Genomic DNA, 21,934 nt, shown 5'->3' on the forward strand with positions numbered 1-21,934 from the left:
TCATGTGGCGTCGCTCGACCAGCTGCTCGCGAGTGACCTGGCTTCTTCCTCGACCCGGTCGAACAGGCCCATCACGTCGGATCCCGTGTACCCGACCTGTTCGACCAGGGTCTTGAGCAGGGTCAGCAGGTCGTGCAGGTGTGTCATGCCGGGGTCGATGGTCTCGTGGTACTGCTTGGCGATCTCGTCGTCCTTGCCGCCGCCAGCGATATTGATCTTGTCGATCTGGGCCAGGTAGTCGCCGATCTGCTTGATCAGCGACCCGATCTGCGGGTATTGAGCGAACTGCTGCTTGAGCTGGTCGATGGTGCTGATCTTCTCAGCCATCCGAGGCACCGCCCTTCCCCTTGCCCGTGCCGTTCCGGCCGACGCCCGGCGTGCCAGAAGGCCCCGCCGGCCCCGGCCACATCTCCCGCAACGGGCCCATCAAATCGTCCATTTCGGTGCCGCCCGTCATCGACTTGCGCAGGGCGGCGCCCGCTCCCTGGAACGGCGAGATGGTCTCGCGGACCTTCTGCCCGGCCTGCTCCCTGGCCTGGCCGATGACCTCGACCAGCGCCGCACCCAGCTCGGCGGGCGCCATATCGCGGTACGCGTCCGTATGGAACTTGATCTCCCGCACGTCGCCCTGGGCGCCCGCGACGACCGTCAGCATCCGGTCCTTCGACTGCACGGTGACCGTGTACTTGGCCAGCTCTCGCTGGGTCGCGAGGAGGGAATCGCGGTGCTCCGCGAGCTTTCCCATCATCTCGTCGAGCTGTTCCTGGAATCCGTTACCCATCAGCCGATCACTCCCGGTGCTGCTTCCTGGGAGGTGCCCCAGGTCTCTTCGTCCTCGGTCAGCCAGGTGCGGCGCTCGCGGTCGCGCTCGCCGCCGCCCGCGCCGCCGCCTCCGCCGCCCATGGGAGGCATCATCGGCTGGCCGTTGGACGAGGTGCGGTTCATCGCGGAGGACTCCCTGGCCGCGGTCGCGGCGGCCAGATTGGGCTCATTGGCCGAGGTCCGGGCCCGGACGCGCTCGGAGACCGAGGTCCTGGGGTCGCCGACGCTCCGGCTGGTGGGGAGCCGCTCGTTGACCCGGGGCGGCGTCTCCTCCAGGTGCAGCCCGTTCTTGCCGCCGCCTCCGGTCTTGTACCCGTTGATGCTGGTCTCGGTACGGGCCTGACCGCGGACGTGGGAGAGGGCCTGCTGGTAGGCCTTCTCCTGCTCGACCTCCCGGGCCTGCTGCGCCTTCCGCTGCTTCAGCTGCTGTTCCTGCAGTTCCTGCTGGTTCTTCAGCTGCTGCTGCTGGTTGGCCTTCTGCAGCCTGAGCTGCTTTTCCTGCAGCTCCTGCTGTTCCTTCAGTTGCTGCTTGCTGTTGCTGCTGCTGTTGCCGGTCGTGGAGCTGGGGCCGATGTGGGAGTTCGGCGGAGCCATGAGGGGCTTCTTGTCGGCGCCCAACAGCAGCTTGCCGTCGGGACCGGTGATCGTGCCGTCTTTGTTGATGTGGGACCCGGGCGGGATCTGGGTTTCGTTGCCCTTTGAGTCCTTGATCGGCTGGTTGTTCTTGTCGAGCAGCGTGTTGCCGGCGCCGTTCCCTGTGCTGGTCTGCGGGGGACCGGTGGTCTTCGACTGCGGCGGCGGGGGTTTGATGTCGGAGTTGGTATTCGGCGGCCCGGTGACGGCCGACCCCGGCGGCTTGTCGCCGGTGTTGGTGTCCGTGCCGGGCGGCTTGTCGCCGGAGTTGGTGTCGGTGCCCGGGGGTTTGTCGCCGGTGTTGGTGTCCGTGCCGGGCGGCTTGTCGCCGGAGTTGGTGTCGGTGCCCGGGGGCTTGTCGCCCGAGTTCGTGTCCGTGCCGGGTGGCTTCGGCGCGTTGGGATCGCGGTACGGCGGCGCAGTGAGGGCGGTCGGCGGGATCACGTCGATCGCCTGCTGGTAGGTGATTTCCACGGAATTCATCTGCGCGTTGGCGACGGTGTCCAGCCAGGACAGCCCGCCCAGCCAGGCTTCCTTCGACTTCTGCTCCAGCGCGGTCCAGAAGTCGATATTCTTCGGATTTCCCAATCCCGGCACGTCGAGATAGGCATCGCCTGACGCGTCGAACTGGAGATGCGCGCCGTTGAGGGCATTGAAGAACGTGTCGTGGACATGGTTGGCGGGCCAGGCGCCCGCGCCGTTGCGGTAGCCATCGGCCGCGTAGACCAGCGCGCCCATCGCGGATTGGATCATGCTGCGCGCACTGTCGAGGCGACCCGGGATGTCCCCGTAGTTCGTCACCTCCTGGTAGAGGTAGGCCACCTGCTGCTGCACGGCCACGAGGGTCCGCTTGAAGGCCCCGGCCGCCGTGCCCTGCATCTCGGAGTCCGGCACGTCGATGTCTTCGGCCCACGACTTGAGCTCGTTCTGCACATCGGTCAGATGATTGAGCATCCCGCGCAGCATCATCCCAGCCGTGTCGAAACTGCCCAGGCTGATCGAGGAGTTGCCGAGCAGGGTGTTCAACGGCGGCCCGACTATGGCCCAGGGTTCGTGGATGAACTTGGAAAGCGGGGTATCCGGAGCGTTGTCCCCGACTTCGGGCGTCAGAGAGAACCCGATCTGGTAGGTGTAATTCGCCTCAAAGGGCTTGTTCCAGGTCTGCGACCAGGCGTAGTCATAGCCTGTGGGGGTGCCGGCGTCGGCCGTAGCCTTTGCGGTGACCAGGTGATCAGTCTTGAACCACGGGTCCTTGGTCACTTCAGTACGGTTGGTCACCTTGGCCAGATCGCCTTCTTTGGGGGCGACGACGGCGAGCGCGTCCTCCCACTTCCGCTCGGCCATGGCGGGCTCCTTACGAGTGCGATGCAGACAGTTGAGCAGAGCAGACAGGTGAGCAGTGCGGAGGTTGAGCGGTACAGGCGACGGGCGGGCCGGCACCGCCCGTCGCTGACGTCGAGCGGTGCCGGTGCGGCGTACCGGAGTTACGCGGTGGTCGTGGGAGCGCCGCCGAACGCCCTGATGGCTCCCGCCAGTTCCGCGTTCATCTCCGAGGCCGTCAGGGCGGCGTCGTCCTCACTCTTCTGGAGAATGGAGTCGACGGCCGCCATATCGAGCGAGAGGATGTTGAAACCGTTCCCGAGGGCGTCCACCTGCGTCTTGAGACTTGAGCAGAGCGCAGTGAACACCTTGTGCAGAGTCACGTCGGCGCCCAGGGTGCCCGAGCCCGTGAGGATTCCCTTGTAGACGCCCGCCTCGGTCGCGAATTCGGTCAGCGTCCCGTAGTCGGGGCCCGTCTGGAGCATGTCCCGGAGCGCGAGGACCTTCGTGCGGGCCTCGCCCTTGAGCCAGCCCTCGGTCACCTTGAAGGTGCCGGTGCCCCCGTCTTCGTTGTCGGCCATGGTCAGAACATCCCTGAGCCGCGCTTGTCACCCGCGATTTGGCCGTCGACCATTTCCTTGAGGGCCTGCGCACCCGTGCCGAACTGGGCGTTCATCGTCTCGATGGCGGCGTTGGCCTGGTTCTGGAAGTCCTGGTACACGACCGCGGTCTGACCGGAGAAGGACGCCTTGAGGGCGCCGAGTTGGCTGAGCAGTTCCGTGAGCGCGTTCACCATGTCCGTGTTGGCCTTGACCATGTCGTCGATGGCCGCGTTGGCGCGCGAGACTTCGAGTGTGACGTCCGCCATGTCCGGTCGTCCTTTCAGGAGGTGAGGGAGGGGAGAGGCAGTGCTGGTGGCGCCGAGTGGCGGTGGGTCAGCCGGAGAGGGCCTGGTAGTAGCCGCTGCCGCCGCCGTCCCACGCGCTCGCGTACTGGGAGGCGTCCATCTCACTGGTGTTGTGGATGACGTCGGCCGCCGACAGCGAGGCGTGCAGCGCGTCGACCTTGGCCTTGACGTCGGTGTACGCCTGCATCCACTGCTGGAGCTTGCTGCTGAAGATGCTGGAGGAGTCGGCGACGTACGCCATCCGCACGTCGTCGTGGATCGCTGACACCGTCGCGCCCGCGCGGGCCATGGTGGCCACGTGGTTCTCCAGGGCGGTGCGGGCCTTGTCGACGTCTACTTGCTGCCGGTTGAACAGTCCAGGCGTGCTGTCACCCATGGTCGGCCTCATTCACATCAGGATTCGGACATGTGTCGCCACGATACTCAGCAGAAGTGCTCAACTGACCCTGCAGGAGCAATATTTGATCTTCACTTGAGCATTGGCTTCAATTGTTGACGCATCGTTCATCGGGTTGTTTCCCGGTGCGTACGACTCTTTCGCTCCCGGTGCCTTCCGAGGCGGATTGGTCGGCCCGCACGATTCCGTCCTGAGCCAGCGCCTGCGGGTCGAGACTCGGCCCGGTCGGCAGCAGGTCGAGCAGCGGCGCGGGCAGCCGTACCGCCTCGTTGGCCGAGTAGCCGAGCTGCTTGAGAGCGTCGTCGTCGGGCACCGGGTAGGCGGCGCCGGCATCGGTGACCAGGTAGCGGCTGGCGCCGGTCCCGGCCGTGGAGTGGGTCGTCACCAGGGCGCCCGAGCCCGGCCGCACCCAGATCCGGTCGGCCGCCAGGCACCCGGCCCGTACGCCCGGTTCAGCGTCCGGCGCCCCGCCCGGCACCTGCGCGGCGGCGACCAGCGCCACCGTCGTGGTGTGCCCGGAGCCGCTGGAAGCGACCCGCGCGCACACGTCCTGACCTGCGGCGACCGACACCGGGTGCGGTGCCTTGACGGGCAGGTCGGCGGCGAGCGCCGCAGCCGCCGACGCCGGACCCTGATGGGCCGCCAGGTCGGCGGCGCCCACCATGCGTTCGCTCACCACGCCGCCGCCGTACGCCTGAGCCTGGGTGCGCGGGTCGCCGAGCACCAGCCGGTGCAGCGTGTCGGTCAGCGGCACGAGCCCGTCCTTGCGCAGCAGGTAGTGCTGGCCGCCGTCGGCGGTGAACAGCTGGCCGATCCGGCTCGCCGCCCCCGCCAACTGCGGACCCGCCCCGCCGCGGCCCGGCACCTCGGGCGCCGCCAGGTCGGGCCCGGCCACCAGCGAGGCGAGGAAGGCATCGCCGACCGGGTACGGGGCCGTGGTCCCCGCCCAGCCGAGCGCCGCAGCCGCACCGTGCTTGGTGTCGACTGCGAACCGCCTTCCCTGCCAAAGGAGTTGGACCCCGCCGTGAGGTGACGACACCAGTACGCCGTCCTTCGCGCCCAGTCCGTCGCCGCCCGGTTCGGCGCCGATCACCACGGAGGTGACCGTGCTGGTGCCGCCGGTCCCGGTGTCCTCGTGGCCCGCGCACACCGACCAGGTGCCCCGTTCGAGCGCGCCCTTCGGCAGCCCGTCGGGCGCGCCCACGATGCCGAGCGGCGTTCCGCGCGGGGTGTCCCCGAGGGAGGCGGCGGCGACCTGCTGGACGGTCAGCCTGTCCCCGGACAGCAACCGCGCCGACGCCTCGTTCAGTACGGGGTGCAGCGTGCCGCCGACGTAGACGTACCGGGCCCCCGAGTCCTTCACCACCACCAGCGCGCCGTCGGTGCGCCAGGAGGTCGCGCCACCGGGCGAGATCAGCCCGTACAGCGTCGTGACCACCGCGGCGAGGGCGGCGGCCAGCAGACCCCACATGATGCCGCGCCAGGTACGGGCGGTCGGACTGTCCGGCGCGTCCGGCTCGGCGCGCTGCATGCCGGAGGAGAGCCGGCCCATGACGAACATATGGGCCTGGACCTGGTCACGCCTGGACTGCATGCGAGTTCCTCACTGCTACCTCGGTGTGCTGATCGTGAGCGGGCTGATCCGTGAGTGTGCCGAACGTGAAGAGGTTCGGTTGCACTCACGGGATCACCGGAGTACGGCCCCGGACCTGCGCTTCCATGGTGCCGGGCGGACCGGCTCCGGAGCTCAGCCCCAGATGCCGCGCAGCGTGCCGAACACCCCGGCCAGCAGCAGCGCGAGCGGCAGCAGCACGAGTGCGGTCAGACTGTGCAGGATGTCGGCCGCGCGGCCCCAGTACGGCACCAGCCTGCGGCCGGGCACGGTCCAGGCGGCGATCACCGCGACCGCGGCGGCGGCCGTCAGATACCCGGTGACCTCCAGCCGTCCCGGCATGCCGGTTCCGACCGCGTCCATGCAGGCCGCGAGCACCAGGGCGTACGCCCCGGGCACCGCCATGACCAGGCGCTGCCAGGCACCGCCGACGGTCCGGGTGTGCAGCAGCAGCAGTACACCGAGGGTCAGCGCGAGGACCGGCGCGGGCCAGCCGTCCGAGTCGGGCCCGGTGAGCAGCGCCGTCACACAGCCCGCCAGGATCAGTCCGAGCGCGGCTGAGAAGCCGGTGGCGTACGCGTCGGCGGACCGGGCACGCACCCGGACCCGCTCGGCCTCGAAGGGCTCGATGCCTTCCTGGAGTTCGTCGGCGCTGGACGGCAGTGGTGGGAGCCGCAGCCCCGCCAGGCGGAAGGCCAGACCCGGTACGAAACTCCCGGTGGCGACCGCGCCCACCGCGAGGTATCCGGCGGTGTGCGACAGCGGCACACCGCCCGCGCAGACCATGCCGCCGACCGCCGCGAACAGCGCGACGGTGAAGGCCCCGAGGAACAGCGGGGCGAACGCGCCGACCGCGGCCAGCGCGAGGACCGCGGCGCCGGCTGCCGCCGCTCCGCCCGCCAGCAACCGGGGGCCGAACACGTCCTCACCGTGTCCGGCGGTGGGCAACAGCGCACCGGCCAGGGCCAGATGCGGCACGGCCATCAGCCCGAGAGCGGCGCCCGCCGCCGCGTCCCCGACGGCGCGCGACGCGGCCGTGGCCCCGGCGAGCAGCAGTACGGCGAGTACGGCAGCCGCGGCGGTCCGCCAGCCGGTGGGGCCGGGCAGCGCTACGGTGAACAGGGCCGCGGTGAGCCCGGCCACGGCCAGGCCGACCAGCAGCCGTCTGGTCAGCGCGGGATGCCAGGTGTCGGGGCGGGCCCGCAGCGTCTCCCCGATGCCGTCGACCAGATCGTCGAAGTCGACTTCGGGCAGCGTCTCGTGACGGGCCCGCAGGTACAGGGTTTCGCCGTCGCGCAGTTCGAGCGACTGCGGGGTTCCCTCCTCGTCGAGGGGTGCGGCGCCCAGCCGCTGGAGGGTCCAGCCGCCGTGGGCGGCACCCTGGTCGTGCAGTTCCCCGCCGGCGTACTCGACGAGGACCGGGATGAGATCGGCGAGCGGTACGTCGACCGGGACGCCCAACTCATAGGAATTTTCAGGCGCTCTTACAGCTATTCGGCACAATCCGACGGTGGTGTCGCTCACGGCGTTTCGATTCTCTCCCGTCCGGGTGTGCGGGTCGACCCGGGAACGGGGCGAACACTATCGTGAGTTCGAACCGATCTCCGGATCAACCACCTCGCCGGCATTGGTGGGTGGTTGTTGAAATTGCCCTGCGGCACAACGGACAAGTGTTTCTCGTCCGCCCGTTAACCCACAGGTAATTCACCTGTCTCCTTGGACCAGGAAGGCCCTGCCCTCTTGAGCACCGTCACGTTCCGGCGCCCGCCGCGCCGGCCGGGCCCGCAGCTGCCACAGGGCGAGCTGACCCTCCAGGAACCACCCGCACTGCCCGAGCCCCAGAGCGCCATGAGCGGCGTCATCACCTATCTGCCCATGGCGCTCAGCTCGCTCGGCATGGTACTGATCTTCATCAGGCCCGGCGAGAGCAGCGGCGTCCTGATGTGGGTCGCCATCGGCATGATGCTGCTGTCCGCGGTCGGCATGCTCGTCAGCCAGTTCATCCGCGCGGCCGGTGACCGCAAACGGCGGCTGCGCGGCGAGCGTCGCGACTACCTGCGCTACCTCTCCACCAGCCGCCGCCGTATCCGCAAGGCCATCGACGAGCAGCGGCGCGCCGACGCCTGGCACCACCCCGAGCCCGGCTCGCTCGCCTCCCTGGCGCGCGGCGGACGGCTCTGGGAACGCCGCACCACCCATGAGGACTTCGCCGAGGTCCGGGTCGCCACCGGCACCCGTCAGCTCGCGCTCACCCTCAACCCCCTCTCCACCAAGCCCGTCGAGGACCTCGAACCGCTCTGCGCACACGCGCTGCGCCGCTTCATCCGCGCGTACTCGACGGTGCCGGGGCAGCCGATCGCGGTCCGGATGCGCTCTTTCGCCCGGGTCATCATGCTGTCCGGCAGCAAGGGCGGGGAGGAGACCGGGACCGACGCGGCCGCGACTGCCGAGCGGAACCTGGAGACGGCCCGCGGCGCCGCCCGCGCCATGGTCGCCCAGCTCGCCGTCCTGCACGCCCCGGAGGACCTGGCCGTTGCGGTCGTCGCCGACGGCGGCGCGCTCCCCGGCTGGGAGTGGGTGAAGTGGCTGCCGCACGCCCAGCACCCGTCCGACACCGACGGCGCGGGCACCTCCCGCCTCGTCGCCGAGGCCATCTCCGAGCTGGAGCCGCTGCTGGGCGAGGAGTTCGGCGGGCGTCCACCGTTCGAGCCGGGCTCCGAGCCGAGCCGCGACGAGCCGTACACGGTCATCGTCCTGGATACCGCCGCGGTCCCCGCCGGGGCGCGCATCGCCGGGTCCGGCTACCGCAACGCCCTGGTCATCGACGTACGCGGGGCCCTCGACGCCGCCCCCGCACGCGGCACACTCCGCTTCCGGGTCACCCCCGACGACCTCTCGATGGTCACCACCGACCCGGACGGCAAGTCCTCCGAGACCTCCGTGGGCCGCCCCGAGACCCTGGGCCCGCACGCCGCCCGCGCCCTGGCCTCCGCCGTGGCCCCCTTCCGGCTGGGCGCCACCGCCCGCTCCGAGCAGCCGCTCCAGGAGGACATGGAGCTGACCGGTCTGCTCGGCATCCACGATCTGCACTCCGCCGACTTCACCAAGCTGCACGAACGGCGCGCGCCCGGCGACCGGCTGCGGGTCCCCATCGGTCTCGCCGCCGACGGCAGCCAGGTGGCCCTGGACATCAAGGAGTCGGCGCAGGGAGGGATGGGCCCGCACGGCATGCTCATCGGCGCCACCGGATCGGGCAAGTCGGAGCTGCTGCGCACCCTGGTGCTCGGCCTCGCGCTCACCCACTCGTCCGAGACGCTCAACTTCGTGCTTGTCGACTTCAAGGGCGGCGCGACCTTCCTCGGTCTGGACCGGCTGCCGCACACCTCCGCCGTCATCACCAACCTCGCCGACGAGTCGGCGCTCGTGGAGCGCATGCGCGACGCGCTGCACGGCGAACTCACACGCCGCCAGGAACTCCTGCGCAAGGCGGGCAACTACGCCTCGCTCCTGGAGTACGAGAAGGCCCGCGAAGGCGGCGCCGATCTCGCGCCGCTGCCCACCCTCTTCGTCGTCGTCGACGAGTTCAGTGAACTCCTCGCCGCGCACCGGGACTTCCTCGACCTGTTCGTCATGATCGGACGGCTCGGCCGGAGCCTCGGCGTGCATCTGCTGCTCGCCTCGCAGCGGCTCGACGAAGGCCGTATCCACCAGCTGGAGTCCCATCTCTCCTACCGGGTGGGGCTGCGGACCTTCTCCGCGATGGAGAGCCGCGGTGTGCTCGGTGTTCCGGACGCGTACGAGCTGCCTCCGCAGCCGGGCAGCGGCCTGCTGAAGAACGACGTCGGCACGCTCACCCGGTTCAAGGCCGCCTTCGTCTCCGGTCCCTACCGGGTCGTCCGCCCCGCGGTACGCCAGGCGGTCGTCGCCGGGCAGGTCGTCCCCTTCCACGCGGGCTGGGTTCCGCCGCGCCAACTGCCGCAGAGCGAACCCGCGCCGGCGATCGCGGGAGCCGAGGCGGCGGCAGCCGATGAGACCTCCGCCAGTCTGCTCACCATCGCCGTCGAGCGGCTGGAGGAGTCGGGTCCGCACGCCCACCAGGTGTGGCTGCCCCCGCTCGCCGAGCCGCCCACGCTCGACCTGCTGCTGCCCCCGCCCGGCTCGGCGACGCCGCGCCGCCCGCTCACCGTGCCGGTCGGCATCGTGGACCGGCCGTTCGACCAGCGGCGCGACGAGCTGACCGCCGACCTGTCGGGGGCGGGCGGCCACGTCGGTATCGCGGGCGGACCGCAGAGCGGCAAGAGCACCCTCGTCCGTACGCTCGTCACCGCCATCGCCCGCACCCACACCCCGCGCGAGGTGCAGTTCTACTGCCTGGACCTGGGCGGCGGCGCGCTCGCCGCGCTCTCCGGCCTCCCGCACGTCGGCGGCGTCACCGGACGCCTCGACCCGGAACGGCTGCTCCGTACCGTCGCCGAGATCACCGCGCTGATCGCTCGCCGCGAGCGGCAGTTCGCCGACCACGGCCTGGGCTCGATGGCCGACTTCCGGCGCAAGCGCGCGGCCGGTGAGTTCGCCGACGACCCGTACGGCGACGTCTTCCTCGTCGTGGACGGCTGGAACACGATCCGCCAGGACTTCATGGACCTGGTGCCCACCTTCACCCTCATCGCGTCCCGCGGGCTCAACTTCGGCGTCCACCTGATCATCGCCGCGACCCGCTGGGGCGAGGTCGGCAGCGCCCTGCGCGACCAGCTCGGCACCCGCTTCGAACTGCGGCTCGGTGACCCGGTCGACTCCGCGATCAACATGCGGGCGGCGGCGACCGTACCGAAGATCCCCGGCCGGGGGCTCACCGACGAGCGGCTGCACTTCCTGGCCGCGCTGCCCCGTATCGACGGGGACTCCTCGGTCGACACCCTCTCGGACGGCGTGGACGCGCTGGTCCGCGAGACGGCCGCCGAGTGGGACGGGCCCGAGGCCCCGCCCGTACGGATGCTGCCGCTCACCCTGCCCGCGTCCGAACTGCCCGAGCCGGACGGCGACCTGCGCGTCCCGATCGGCCTGCGGGACGTCCAACTGGACACCTTCCACCACGACTTCGAGGAGAACCCGCACCTGGTCGTGGTCGGCGACGCCGAGTCGGGCAAGACCAACCTGCTGGCCATGGTCTGCGAGGCCGTCACCCGGCGCTACGAGCCCAGCGAGGCCCGCGTCATGGTCACCGACTACCGTCGCCGCTTGGCCGGAGCCGTACCGGAGCCCTACCGCCTCGGGTACGCGGTCGGCCCGGCCCAGCTCCAGGAAATGGTCAGCGGCTCCGCCCGCGCCATGGCCGACCGGGTGCCGGGGCCGGAGATCTCACCGGAGCGGCTGAAGCGGCGCGACTGGTGGAAGGGGCCGCGGCTGTTCGTGGTCGTGGACGACTACGAGCTGATCGGCAGCGGCGGTCCCGACCCGTTCGCCCTGCTGCTTCCGTATCTCGCGCAGGGCACCGAGGTGGGTCTGCACATAATCGTGGCTCGCAGCGCCAACGGCGCGTCCCGCTCGATGATGTCGGACCAGCTGCTGCGCCGGCTCGTCGAGGCCAACACCCCGGTCCTGCAACTGTCCTGCCCGCCCACCGAGGGCCAGATCATCACCGGTACGAAGCCCCGTCTGCTCCCGCCCGGACGCGGTCTGTACATCACGCGCCGCAACACGGTGCAGGTGCAGACGGCGCTGCGCGGTGAGAAGGCAGAAGAGGCGGAGTAAGCCCTCCGGGACCACAGGGACCGGGATCCTGTGGTCCCGGCTCTGTGGTCCCGGCTCTGTGGTCCCGGCTCTGTGGTCCTGGGGGCCCACGCTCCGCGGCTGAGGGGCCCCGTCGTTCCGGAGCCCCGAGCCCCGGGTCAGACCCCGGGGCGCCAGCCCCGGCGGCGGGCGCGCGGGAGCACCACCGCGAAGAAGGCCGTCAGCGCGACGATGCCCGCCGCGCCTCCGGCCACCGCGACGGCGCCCGCATGGGCGCTGTCCCCGGTACTGGCCGCGAGCTGCGGGGCAGGACCGGGGAGCGCGGGGCGGGGCGCCGACGTGGGCAGCACGGCCGTCACCGCACCCGCCGGATCGACCGTCCCGGCACCCCTCAGCGCACGGCTCCCGGCACCCGGGTACGCCGTCGACGTCAGCCGGTCCGTGAGCTGCTGGACGGTCAGACCGGGACGGTATCCCTCCACCAGCGCGGCCGTACCCGCCACGAACCCGGTCGCCAGATCGGCCCCGCTGCCGCTGAAGTGCCCGGTGCCGCCGGGCCCGATGCTCATGACACTGGTGCCCGGCGCGGCGATGTCGGGGGCCGTCGCGGGCGCGGCCTTCTGGTCGGGGCCGCCCCCGGGAGCGAGCCCGGCGACAGCCAGCACACCGGGCAGCGCCGCCGGATAGGCGGCCGGGGCCGCGTCCCCCGACGAGGCGGGACTCCCGTACGCCGGGGCCACCACGAGCACGTCGTGGCTCACCGCGTCCCGTACGGCCGAGGTGAGCGCAGCACTGCCGCGGTCCAGCGCGAGGGGCACGTCCACCACCCGGGCCCCGCCGGCCACCGCGGCCCGGATCCCGGCCGCCACCCCGTCGGCGGTCACCGACCCGTCCTTGGCGGTCACCCGGACCGCCAGGATCAGTGCGTCGGGCGCGACCCCCGCGAAGCCGACGCCGGGCTTCTGCCCGGCCGCGATGATCCCCGCCACGAAGGTCCCGTGCCCGGTGCAGTCCTTCCCGGCGGTCCCGCCCGAGGCGACATCGGGCCCGGCCTTCACCCGCCCGGCGAGCGCAGGTGCCCGCGCGGCATCGACCCCGGTGTCGACCACGGCGACGGTGACACCGGCGCCCCGGGACAACGGCCAGGCCCGGGACGGCGCGATGAACCGCTGCGGCCACGGAGTGAGGTCGGAGTGCTTCGTGGACGGCTTGACACAACTGCCGTCGTCGGGCGGAGTGGCGCTGACGGCGGGGAGGCTGGGACTGTCCGCGGCCTCGGCGGGGGCGGCTGCAGAGACGCTCACGATGAGGGCGAGCGCGGCGGCCGGAAGCAGTGCGGTGCGGGGCTGCATGGCCATGATCCTATGACCCGTTGGGCCGCTGCCCCAGCCCCGTACCTCACCCGCCGGACCGGCCCGAAGAGACCACCAGGTCCTCGGGCAGCAGCATCCGCAGTTCCTGCGGCCCGGCCTCCGGCATCCCGCTCAGCCGCCCCGCCTGCCGGGTCATCATCGACTCCAGCACCCGTCGTGCGAACCGCGCGTTGCCGAAGTTCTCGTCGCGCGGCACCTCTTCGAAGTACCGGGTGAGCAACTCCACCGTCTCCGGCGCGCAGTCGTACCCGTCACGTTCGCACTGCCGCCGGACGATCTCCACCAGATGTTCCGCCGAGTACGAGCCGAACGTCACCCGGCGCGAGAACCGCGAGCCCAGCCCGGGGTTCGACGCGAGGAAGCGGTCCATCTCCCGTTCGTAGCCGGCCACCACCACGGCCGTGTCGTCCCGGTGGTCCTCCATCAGCTTCACCAGGGTGTCGACGGCCTCCTGCCCGAAGTCCGCGCCCGAACCGCCCGCCGGGGTCAGCGCGTACGCCTCGTCGATGAACAGCACCCCGCCCCGCGCCCGCGCGAAGACCTCCTGGGTGAGCTGCGCCGTGTGCCCGACGTAACGGCCCACCAGGTCGGCCCGTGCCACCTCCACCAGCTGGCCACGGGGCAACACCCCCATAGTGCCGAGCAGTTCGCCGTACAGCCGGGCCACCGAGGTTTTGCCGGTGCCGGGCGGGCCCGCGAAGACCAGGTGGTGGCCGACCGACGGCGCGGGCAGTCCGGCCGCCCGGCGTCTGCGGGCCGTCGACAGCAGGTTGACCAGATCCTGCACCTGCGACTTGGCTTCCTCCAGGCCCACCAGCGCGCCCAGTTCGGCCATGATCGCGTCGAACCGGGTGGTGTCCGTGGGCTCGCTCTCACCCGCGCCGATGGCTGCCGCCGCCTGCTCGCCGACGTCCGAGGGGAGCAGCGTCGTCAGATCGTCCTCGGAGACCTCCGGCATCTCGGCGAGCCGCAGCGCCTGCCGGTCGATCAGCTCCTCGAAGACCTTGCGGGCGGCGCGCGCGTTGCCGAACGACGCGTCCTTGTGCATCCGCCCGAAGTGCACGGCCAGCGCCCGCTCGGTGTCCTCGCCCAGCGTGTAGCGGTTCTGCTCGCACTGCTTGCGCACGATGGTGATCAGCTCGGGGACCGTGTAGTTCTCGAACTCGACGGTACGGTTGAAACGCGAGGCCAGCCCGGGGTTGGACGCCAGGAAGGTGTGCATCTCGGACGAGTAGCCCGCCGCGATCACGACGACGTCGTCCCGGTGGTCCTCCATCAGCTTCACCAGTGTGTCGACCGCCTCCCGCCCGAAGTCGGCACCGGACGACCCGCCGCCCTGGGTGAGCGCGTACGCCTCGTCGATGAACAGCACCCCGCCCATGGCCCGTTCGAAGACCTCGGTGGTCTTCATGGCGGTGCCGCCGACCACCTTCGCGACCAGATCGGCGCGGGCCACCTCCACCAGATGCCCGGAGCGCAGCACACCCAGGGCTGCGAGGATGCTCCCGTACAGCCGCGCGACGCTGGTCTTGCCGGTGCCGGGCGGGCCCGCGAACACCAGGTGGCGGGCGGTGGCCGGGACCGGGAGGCCCGCCTCGCGGCGGCGCCGGGCCAGCCGGTTGACATTGACCAGGGTGGCGACCTGCTCCTTGACGGCACGCAGCCCGACCAGTTCGTCCAGCCGGGCGAGCGGCCCGCGCGGGTCGCCGGGGGCGCCGTCCGGGGCGTCGGCGTCGCCCGTGATGTCGGGCTCGCCGTTCTCCTCGCTGGTCAGCCGGTCGAGCACCAGCTCGCCCTCGGTGGGTGTACGGCGCACGCCCGCACCCTTGTTGCCGGTGATGGTGCACCCCGCGGCGCGCACCCGCAGCCGGCTCACGGTCCGCAGCCCGTCCCCGCCGCCCGCGGTCAGGACGCACTCGGTCAGCTCGGCCGTCGCCTCCGCCCCGACGCTCGCACCGTGCCGTCCGGCAGCCCGCACCCGGACCCGTACCGCCGTCAACTCGGCCTCGGGGCCGTCCACTTCCAGCCCGTCGCCGCCCGGTCCTTCGACCTCGCAGTCGACCAGCATGAGGACGCCGCCCGCCAGGACCGACACCCCGGCCCGCGCGGCGGACCGTACGGCCGTGCCCTGCAGAGCCGGTCGGGCGCCGTCGACCCGGACCCCGCAGCCGCCCGCCGCGGTCACCGCGGACGCCTCGATCTTCCCGCGCGCCCCGCCGCGCAGCTCGATGCCGTGCCCGCCGGTGTCCGCCACCTCGACCCGCCGCAGCACCGGGTCGGCGCCCTCCGCGACGACGATGCCGTGCCCCGCGACGGCGGTCACGGTGACCCGGTCGAGACGGGCGGTGCAGCCGCCGGTGAGGAGGATGCCGTCCGCCGCGCCTTCGGCGATCTCCGTACGGAGCACGGTCGTCGACGATCCGTCCTGCACGAGCAACCCGGCCGAACGGGCCCCGCTGATCCGCGCATCGGCGACCGTGCCCCGGGAGCGCCCGGTGACGGCGATGCCGTGGCCGCCCGGACGGTCGATCCGGATCCGGTTCAGCTCGGGGTCGGTCGCGCCGGAGAGGGTGACGCCGTGGGTCGTGGAGCCGGTGGCCGCGCAGTCGGTCAGTACCGTCTGCGCGGCCGTCGATATGTGGAAGCCGATCACACAGTCCTCGACCCGTACATCGGTGAACCGCGTCGTGGCGTTCTCCTCCACGGCGACCCCGGGCTTCACGGTCCGCTCCACCGTGACGTCCGTGAAGCTGCCGCGCGCCCGCCCGTTGGCGAGTACGCCGTTGCCCCCGGCGTCCCGCACGGTGCAGCCGCGCACCTCGGTGGACGCGTCCTCGCCGAGCACGATCCCCGAACTGCCCAGCCGCTGCAGGACGCAGTGCTCGACGACGCTGGTCCGCGACGACAGGTCCACGATCCCGGCGCCCGCCGGATTGCTGACGGTGGTGTCGCGGATGGCGAGCGAACCCTCGTCGCGCGAGAGCAGCGCGGCCCAGGAGTTGCCGTACACCTCGCAGTCCTCCAGGGCGGCCTGACCGCGCGGCACGTCCACCACCGGTTCGTCCTCGTCCCCGCCCCCGCCCGCCACCAGCCGCAGCCCGGAGAGCTTGACGGCCTCCGCGAGCACCTGCACCGCGCTGCCGCTGCGCGGTGCGATCTCGACCGCGGAACCCGGCTCGTGGGCGACGACCGTGACCAGCTTCGTCACCACGAGGTTCTCGTCGTACCGCCCGGCCCTGACGCTGATCACCGAGCCCCCGCGCGCCGCGGTCAGCGCCTCGCCGATGGTGCGGTGGTCGCCCGACCCTGCCGGGTCAACGACGATCAGATGGCGCGCCACAGCGGCTCCCTCGTGCTCGGTAATCCGGTGGGCCGACGGCCGACCGACCGGACCCCATCATGCCAAGGCATCTCCGGCCGCGGGGCGCCGGACCTGCACCGCCGGAGTCCGGGGGAGGTGGTCACCCGGCCCGCCCTCGCCGGCACCTTGGCGAGGCCGTTGCGCCCCCTCATCTGTCGCGGAACTCCCGCGATTGTCGCCGGCCCCCTGCGGATTCGTCCGTGATTGGTAACCGAGGGATCTTGTAGGGGCGTTCGTGTGTCTTCATGGGTGCACGGCATCGGCGGAGGCAGCAAAGGGGTGGGCGGACATGGCACGGCACAAGGGAAGGGCACGGCACGGCCGGCTTCTCGCGGCGGCGCTCGGGGTGACAGCGCTGGCCGCTGCCACCTCGGTGTGGACCGCGCAGGCCGACTCCGTCGGAGGGGGGCCTCAAGCGCGTGTCTCGGCGCCGTCCGCCCAGCCCCAGGGCCAGGCGGCCAAGGTGGCGGCGGACATTGCTCACGCCTCGGACCGCGGCGCCCGGGGCGTCAACATCACCATCGACGACGGACCGGACCCGGTCTGGACGCCGCGGGTGTTGCAACTGTTGAAGGACAGCGGTGTGAAGGCTACGTTCTGCATGGTGGGCACGCAGGCCCAGGCGTACCCGGACCTGGTCAAGGCGGTCGTGGCAGACGGGCACCGGCTGTGCAACCACACCGTCTCGCACGACACCGCCATGGACACCAAGTCCGAGGCATACCAGTCCCGGCAGATCCTGGATGCCGAACGCATGATCACCAAGGCGTCCGGGGGCGTCCGGCCGCAGTACTACCGGGCCCCGGGCGGCGCTTTCACCCCGTACAGCCGACAGCTCGCCGCGTCCCGGGGGATGCGACCGCTGGGCTGGAACGTCGACACCAAAGACTTCGAGCATCCCGGTGTGGACACCATGGTCGCCACCGTCAAGAGCGAGATCTCCAACGGGCCGACCGTCCTCTTCCACGACGCGGGAGGGGATCGCTCCCAGACCTTGGCCGCTCTGCGCGAGATCCTGCCCTGGCTGAAGCAGCAGGGGTACTCCTTCGGCTTCCCCGTGCGGTGAGTGAGGCTCGCCCGCACTGACATCCGGACCCGCCCCCGGCACCAGCAGACAGACACGAACAACCCCCGCCCCGCCCGTGAGGCCTCGACCCGTCGGCCCGCCGCCGGCGGTATCCGGTCCCGGCCCGCGCCGGGGGGCGGTCTCCGTGCCGTCGGCGAGGACGGCCGTCACCCAGTAGTAGTGGGTCGTGCCGGAGGCCGCTGTTGTGTCCGTGTACCACGTGAACGCGCGCAGGTCGGGATCGGCCAGCGGCGCGTACCGGCCCGCGGCCCGGTCCCAGCGGTACACGCGGTAGCCCGTCGCGCCCTCGACCGCGTTCCAGGCCAGCTCCACTCCGCTCTGCCTGTCCGCCTCCCGCGTTGTCGTCGGGCGTCGGCTTTGCCTGTCGCTGCTCACGTATCCGTTCGGAGGGCCTCCACCGGGCCGACGGGCGGCCGATCCGGGAAGGGGCGGCGCCGAGCGTCTTGTCGATGCCCTCGTGCTCCGCGCGTCCGTGGTCCGGATTCCGGATCACGCCGTGGCGCGAACTCGCCGTAGAAACAGGCAGATTGAACCCCCGGATGGCGCTGGCCATGGTGCTCGGCCGTCCGATCAATATTCGCTCTGCCGAAAGGCTCGTCGATGACGCGCTGGCGACACTTGCCGAGTTCGGCTCCCCCGGCGAGGACGTCGAACAGTTGCTGCGCGGCGCCGCCGCAGACCCGCAGATGCGTACCGACCTCACGAACAAGGCCCCGCGCCGTACCGCGGAACGCCTCGCGGCCAAGTCACCCTTCTACGCCGACCACTTCGCGGCAGCAGGAGTCGACCCGGCCGCACTGACCGCCGTGCCCATCACCACCAAGGCCGCCCGTGCTGGGGCTGACCCTGGCCGGTGGTCTCGCGGTCGGCTACGGGCCGGTCGTCCGCCGGGGACCGTTGCGCTGGTCGCTCATCACCGGTCTACTGGTCGCCGACTGGCTCACCGCGCGCAGCGCCGAGGACGATCCCACCCATGCCACGCCGTACTGGCTGGTCAACAGCCTGGTCATCACGCTGATGGCGGTCGGCGCCGCGAACCTCAACGCGCAGGGCGGCCTGAAGCTGCGGCACGTCTCCCGGTTCGCGCTGGCGCTCGCCGTGTACGACCTGTTCTTCGCCACCGTCGTCCCCCTCACCCAGATCTTCTTCGGCCCGGCCGCATTCTGCGGGTACCTCATGCTGCGGCGGCGCGGCCCGGAGCGGCGCATGGCCGACGTCCGGCCGCCCGCGCGGTTCGCGACAGCCGACGGACAGCAGCATCCCGCGAGCCCGGCCACCGCCGACGAGCCCAGGCAGCTTTCCCCAAGAGAACGCTCCCAGGTCGGTAGCTGACCGAGCCAGGTGGGCCGACGGTGTCGGGAACAGTGGTGGAGCAGCTCCAATCGGGTCGAACGCCACGATCGCCGACGGGTCCCTCCGCACTCTGAGCCCGCCGCCTTCCCGCCGACGGCGCTGTCGGTGGGTCAGGGAGTGCGAGTTGCGCGCCTGGGGGCCCAGCCGGGGCGAGGGATCGCATCCACGAGCCGCCGGGTATAGGGCTCGGCCGGGTGATCGAGGACGGCGTCGACCTGACCGTGTTCCACGACTCGGCCGTGCTGCATGACCAGCATCTCGTCGCTGATGTGCGGGACGACGGCCAGGTCGTGGGTGATGAACAGCATCGCCAGGCCGCGTTCGGCGCGGGCCTCGTCGACAGCTGCGCACGGACTCGCCCTGACTGCTCCCCAGCGGCCGGCCCGGCCGTCCGGTCAGCCTCTGAGCCATGGGTGAACGCCTCCGCGAATTCGGCGTCCGACTCGCGGACTCGCGTCCGGACGCCCCCTCGACCCGCTCCCGGCATCGTCGCCGCGTCCGCTGAACGAAAGAACCCCAGCTCAGAGCGCATCTGAGCTGGGGTTCCGCCTGAGCCCCCTGTCGGATTCGAACCGACGACCTACGCATTACAAGTGCGTTGCTCTGGCCAGCTGAGCTAAGGAGGCGTGCCGGAGCAGTGTAACCAACACCGCTCCCTGCGCGGTCCCAAAATTTCGCGCCCCTCGAACTACTGACAGATTTCACATGGCCAGGTAGCGTCGCTGAGGATTCACCCAAGTGGACCAGACCACTCCCTTACTCGGATCGTCCGGCACGTTCCTGCCGGTGAAGGAGAAGATTCAGCATGGCCAGTGTCACGTTCGACAAGGCGTCCCGCGTATACCCCGGCTCCACGAAGCCGGCCGTGGACCAGCTCGAGATCGACATCGCGGACGGTGAGTTCCTCGTCCTCGTCGGCCCTTCCGGTTGTGGCAAGTCGACCTCCCTGCGCATGCTCGCGGGTCTTGAGGACGTCAACGGCGGCGCGATCCGCATCGGTGACCGCGACGTCACGCACCTGCCCCCGAAGGACCGGGACATCGCCATGGTGTTCCAGAACTACGCGCTCTACCCGCACATGACCGTCGCGGACAACATGGGCTTCGCGCTCAAGATCGCCGGCGTGAACAAGACGGAGATCCGGGCGAAGGTCGAAGAGGCCGCCAAGATGCTGGACCTCACCGAGTACCTGGACCGCAAGCCGAAGGCGCTCTCCGGTGGTCAGCGTCAGCGTGTCGCAATGGGCCGTGCCATCGTGCGTGAGCCGCAGGTCTTCCTCATGGACGAGCCGCTGTCGAACCTCGACGCCAAGCTGCGTGTCTCCACCCGTACGCAGATCGCCTCGCTCCAGCGTCGGCTGGGCATCACGACCGTGTACGTCACGCACGACCAGGTCGAGGCCCTGACCATGGGTGACCGTGTCGCGGTCCTCAAGGACGGTCTGCTGCAGCAGGTCGACTCGCCGCGCAACATGTACGACAAGCCGGCGAACCTCTTCGTGGCCGGCTTCATCGGCTCCCCGGCCATGAACCTGGTCGAGGTCCCGATCACCGACGGTGGCGTGAAGTTCGGCAACAGCGTCGTCCCGGTCTCCCGCGAGGCGCTCTCCGCCGCCGCGGAGAAGGGCGACACGACCGTCACGGTCGGCATCCGCCCCGAGCACTTCGACATCGTCGAGCACGGCGGCGCCGCCGCGAAGTCCCTCTCGAAGGACAGCGCCGACGCCCCGGCCGGTCTGGCCGTCTCGGTCAACGTCGTCGAGGAGCTCGGCGCCGACGGCTTCGTCTACGGCTCCGCGCAGGTCGGCGGCGAGGACAAGGACCTGGTCGTCCGCGTCGGCGGCCGCGCCGTTCCGGAGAAGGGCACCAAGCTGCACGTCGTGCCGCGCCCGGACGAGCTGCACGTCTTCTCCACCTCGACGGGCGCCCGTCTCACCGACTGACGTCCCGCACCCCGCGCACGCGCACCACAGCGGCCCCGCACGTTCTCCGTGCGGGGCCGCTCGCGCGCCGCGCGGCGTGTCCGGGTTTGAGTCCGCAGGGCGCTGGATTCCCCGGCACACCGGGCATTTCACCGCGGCCCGTCAACGCTCGATTCGAAAAGCGCCCTCGAACCGTCCCCCTCAAGGGTGACGAAATGTCGCCGAATCATCACTGCCCGCTACGCTCGCTGCGTGACCCACACCGCTCGCCGCATCGGCCGATCCCTCGCTTTCGTACTGCCCGTCGTGATGGTCCTCTCCGGGACCCTCGCCGTCACCAGCGTGCCGTGGGCAGCGCACAACTCCGAGTCTCAGGTCCTGGCCGCGTCGACTCAGGACGTATCGAAGCGTGCCGACGCGCGCACCCCGCAGGACGTCCTGCGGGACCGGCTGCTGCTGGAGCTCCGGGCGAAGGACCCGGGTGTCGCGCTGACCGACCTGCAGCGTTCCGTCGAGGCCCGTCCCTCGCTCGCCCGGCACTGCATGTCGATCGCCAGGGCACTGGGCCGTGCGGCGGTCGAGCAGTACGGTCCGACGCGCGCCCACCGGTTCTCGCGTCCCGTCTGCGACACGTCGTTCGCCTCGGGCGTCGCCCGGTTCAGCTGACCGGCCGGTCCGGGCACGGCATATCGTGCCTGGCATGCATACGTATCCGACGCAGGCCGTGGTCCTGGCAGGTGGCCAGGGATCACGGCTGCGGCCGTACACCGACGACCGCCCCAAGCCGATGGTCGAGATCCCGGGCACCGGGACTCCGATCATCGGCCATCAGCTTTCCTGGCTGGCCGCCGAGGGCGTGACCGACGCCGTGGTGTCGTGCGGACATCTGGCCGAGGTGCTGCAGGAGTGGCTGGACTCGGCGGTGTTGCCGCTGCGCGTGACGACCGTCGTGGAGTCCGAGCCCCTGGGCCGCGGCGGCGGGCTGAAGTACGCCGCCGCCCGGCTGCCCGATCCGGGCCAGCCCTGGTACGCCACCAACGGCGACATCTGGACGCGCTTCTCACTGCGCGAGATGGCCGCGTTCCACGCCGAGCGCGACGCCACCGCCACCCTGGCCCTGGCCCGTCCCCGGATCCCGTGGGGTGCCGTGGAGACGGACGCGTTCGGGCACATCACCGACTTCATCGAGTCGCCGCCGTCCCCGTATCTGATCAACGCCGGTGTGTACGTCTTCTCGCCGACGTTCACGACGCTGCTGCCGGACCGGGGCGACCACGAGCGGACGACGTTCCCGCGGCTGGCCCGCGAGCGCAGGCTGGCCGGGTACCCGTTGCCGCACGGGGCGTACTGGCGGGCCATCGACACGGCGAAGGACCTGACCGAGGCCGCCAAGGAGCTCGACGGGCAGTAGCCGGACG

At 71.2% G+C, this 21,934-nt stretch carries 17 protein-coding genes and 1 tRNA gene; 6 read left to right on the forward strand and 12 right to left on the reverse strand.

The features are described from left to right. From ACZ7L9_RS15005 to eccD, 8 genes are all read right to left on the reverse strand, one after another. Positions 1-327 (reverse strand): hypothetical protein, encoded by a 327-nt coding sequence (locus tag ACZ7L9_RS15005; RefSeq protein ID WP_471415536.1) that lies wholly within the window; start codon positions 325-327, stop codon positions 1-3. Beyond that, complete coding sequence (locus ACZ7L9_RS15010; protein WP_471415538.1) at positions 320-781, reverse strand: YbaB/EbfC family nucleoid-associated protein; 462 nt, start codon at positions 779-781, stop codon at positions 320-322. The genes ACZ7L9_RS15005 and ACZ7L9_RS15010 overlap by 8 nt, the downstream gene beginning before the upstream one ends. Next, positions 781-2,799, reverse strand: a complete 2,019-nt coding sequence (locus ACZ7L9_RS15015) for a hypothetical protein (RefSeq protein ID WP_471415539.1) — start codon at positions 2,797-2,799, stop codon at positions 781-783. The genes ACZ7L9_RS15010 and ACZ7L9_RS15015 overlap by 1 nt, the downstream gene beginning before the upstream one ends. Positions 2,800-2,939: 140 nt before the next feature. Beyond that, positions 2,940-3,356 (reverse strand): hypothetical protein, encoded by a 417-nt coding sequence (locus tag ACZ7L9_RS15020; RefSeq protein WP_471415541.1) that lies wholly within the window; start codon positions 3,354-3,356, stop codon positions 2,940-2,942. Positions 3,357-3,358: 2 nt separating this feature from the next. After that, positions 3,359-3,643 carry a WXG100 family type VII secretion target gene (locus tag ACZ7L9_RS15025; protein WP_471415542.1) on the reverse strand — a complete coding sequence of 95 codons (285 nt, stop codon included), beginning with the start codon at positions 3,641-3,643 and terminating at the stop codon, positions 3,359-3,361. A 67-nt stretch (positions 3,644-3,710) separates the two neighbouring features. Next, positions 3,711-4,058 (reverse strand): hypothetical protein, encoded by a 348-nt coding sequence (locus tag ACZ7L9_RS15030; protein ID WP_471415544.1) that lies wholly within the window; start codon positions 4,056-4,058, stop codon positions 3,711-3,713. Positions 4,059-4,167: 109 nt separating this feature from the next. After that, positions 4,168-5,673: a type VII secretion protein EccB gene (eccB, locus tag ACZ7L9_RS15035; protein ID WP_471415546.1), complete on the reverse strand. Its 1,506-nt coding sequence runs from the start codon at positions 5,671-5,673 to the stop codon at positions 4,168-4,170. Positions 5,674-5,826: 153 nt separating this feature from the next. Next, a complete protein-coding gene (gene eccD, locus ACZ7L9_RS15040) occupies positions 5,827-7,215 on the reverse strand; it encodes a type VII secretion integral membrane protein EccD (protein ID WP_471415547.1) in 1,389 nt (462 codons plus the stop codon). A 216-nt stretch (positions 7,216-7,431) separates the two neighbouring features. Here eccD and eccCa point away from each other — a divergent pair, with 216 nt between their 5' ends. Next, positions 7,432-11,442: a type VII secretion protein EccCa gene (gene eccCa, locus ACZ7L9_RS15045; protein WP_471415549.1), complete on the forward strand. Its 4,011-nt coding sequence runs from the start codon at positions 7,432-7,434 to the stop codon at positions 11,440-11,442. 137 nt (positions 11,443-11,579) lie between these two features. Here the strand turns inward: eccCa and ACZ7L9_RS15050 are convergent, their stop codons facing one another. Then, complete coding sequence (locus ACZ7L9_RS15050; RefSeq protein ID WP_471415550.1) at positions 11,580-12,773, reverse strand: S8 family serine peptidase; 1,194 nt, start codon at positions 12,771-12,773, stop codon at positions 11,580-11,582. A 46-nt stretch (positions 12,774-12,819) separates the two neighbouring features. Continuing rightward, the gene (locus ACZ7L9_RS15055) at positions 12,820-16,134 is read right to left on the reverse strand and encodes a right-handed parallel beta-helix repeat-containing protein (protein WP_471415551.1); all 3,315 of its coding nucleotides are present in this window, start codon (positions 16,132-16,134) and stop codon (positions 12,820-12,822) included. A 310-nt stretch (positions 16,135-16,444) separates the two neighbouring features. Between ACZ7L9_RS15055 and ACZ7L9_RS15060 the strand changes: the two genes are divergently transcribed. Continuing rightward, entirely contained in the window at positions 16,445-17,221 is a 777-nt protein-coding gene (locus tag ACZ7L9_RS15060) for a polysaccharide deacetylase family protein (RefSeq protein ID WP_471415553.1), read from the forward strand. Positions 17,222-18,073: 852 nt separating this feature from the next. After that, entirely contained in the window at positions 18,074-18,574 is a 501-nt protein-coding gene (locus tag ACZ7L9_RS15065) for a hypothetical protein (RefSeq protein ID WP_471415555.1), read from the forward strand. 131 nt (positions 18,575-18,705) lie between these two features. On the opposite strand, the gene ACZ7L9_RS15070 is transcribed toward ACZ7L9_RS15065, so the two are convergent. Beyond that, positions 18,706-18,903: an ABC transporter ATP-binding protein gene (locus ACZ7L9_RS15070; protein ID WP_471415557.1), complete on the reverse strand. Its 198-nt coding sequence runs from the start codon at positions 18,901-18,903 to the stop codon at positions 18,706-18,708. Positions 18,904-19,147: 244 nt separating this feature from the next. Continuing rightward, positions 19,148-19,221, reverse strand: a tRNA-Thr gene (locus ACZ7L9_RS15075). A gap of 179 nt (positions 19,222-19,400) precedes the next feature. On the opposite strand from ACZ7L9_RS15075, the gene ACZ7L9_RS15080 reads away from it, so the two are divergent. The 3 genes from ACZ7L9_RS15080 (at position 19,401) to ACZ7L9_RS15090 (ending at position 21,927) form a co-directional block, all read left to right on the forward strand. Beyond that, on the forward strand, positions 19,401-20,537 hold the full coding sequence (locus tag ACZ7L9_RS15080) for an ABC transporter ATP-binding protein (protein ID WP_471415558.1): 1,137 nt from the start codon (positions 19,401-19,403) through the stop codon (positions 20,535-20,537). A 231-nt stretch (positions 20,538-20,768) separates the two neighbouring features. Then, entirely contained in the window at positions 20,769-21,182 is a 414-nt protein-coding gene (locus ACZ7L9_RS15085; protein ID WP_471415560.1) for a hypothetical protein, read from the forward strand. 34 nt (positions 21,183-21,216) lie between these two features. Next, positions 21,217-21,927: a nucleotidyltransferase family protein gene (locus ACZ7L9_RS15090; protein WP_389991200.1), complete on the forward strand. Its 711-nt coding sequence runs from the start codon at positions 21,217-21,219 to the stop codon at positions 21,925-21,927. The last annotated feature ends 7 nt before the right edge of the window (positions 21,928-21,934 follow it).

The sequence above is a fragment of the Streptomyces sp. NPDC111516 genome (genome assembly GCF_055635345.1).

Bases quoted from the DNA above. Each gene is read 5' to 3' on its own strand.
- ACZ7L9_RS15005 (WP_471415536.1), bottom strand. From the start codon at position 327: ATGGCTGAGAAGATCAGCACCATCGACCAGCTCAAGCAGCAGTTCGCT.
- ACZ7L9_RS15010 (WP_471415538.1), bottom strand. From the start codon at position 781: ATGGGTAACGGATTCCAGGAACAGCTCGACGAGATGATGGGAAAGCTC.
- ACZ7L9_RS15015 (WP_471415539.1), bottom strand. From the start codon at position 2,799: ATGGCCGAGCGGAAGTGGGAGGACGCGCTCGCCGTCGTCGCCCCCAAA.
- ACZ7L9_RS15020 (WP_471415541.1), bottom strand. From the start codon at position 3,356: ATGGCCGACAACGAAGACGGGGGCACCGGCACCTTCAAGGTGACCGAG.
- ACZ7L9_RS15025 (WP_471415542.1), bottom strand. From the start codon at position 3,643: ATGGCGGACGTCACACTCGAAGTCTCGCGCGCCAACGCGGCCATCGAC.
- ACZ7L9_RS15030 (WP_471415544.1), bottom strand. From the start codon at position 4,058: ATGGGTGACAGCACGCCTGGACTGTTCAACCGGCAGCAAGTAGACGTC.
- eccB (WP_471415546.1), bottom strand. From the start codon at position 5,673: ATGCAGTCCAGGCGTGACCAGGTCCAGGCCCATATGTTCGTCATGGGC.
- ACZ7L9_RS15050 (WP_471415550.1), bottom strand. From the start codon at position 12,773: ATGCAGCCCCGCACCGCACTGCTTCCGGCCGCCGCGCTCGCCCTCATC.
- ACZ7L9_RS15060 (WP_471415553.1), top strand. From the start codon at position 16,445: ATGGCACGGCACAAGGGAAGGGCACGGCACGGCCGGCTTCTCGCGGCG.
- ACZ7L9_RS15070 (WP_471415557.1), bottom strand. From the start codon at position 18,903: ATGCTGTTCATCACCCACGACCTGGCCGTCGTCCCGCACATCAGCGAC.
- ACZ7L9_RS15080 (WP_471415558.1), top strand. From the start codon at position 19,401: ATGGCCAGTGTCACGTTCGACAAGGCGTCCCGCGTATACCCCGGCTCC.
- ACZ7L9_RS15090 (WP_389991200.1), top strand. From the start codon at position 21,217: ATGCATACGTATCCGACGCAGGCCGTGGTCCTGGCAGGTGGCCAGGGA.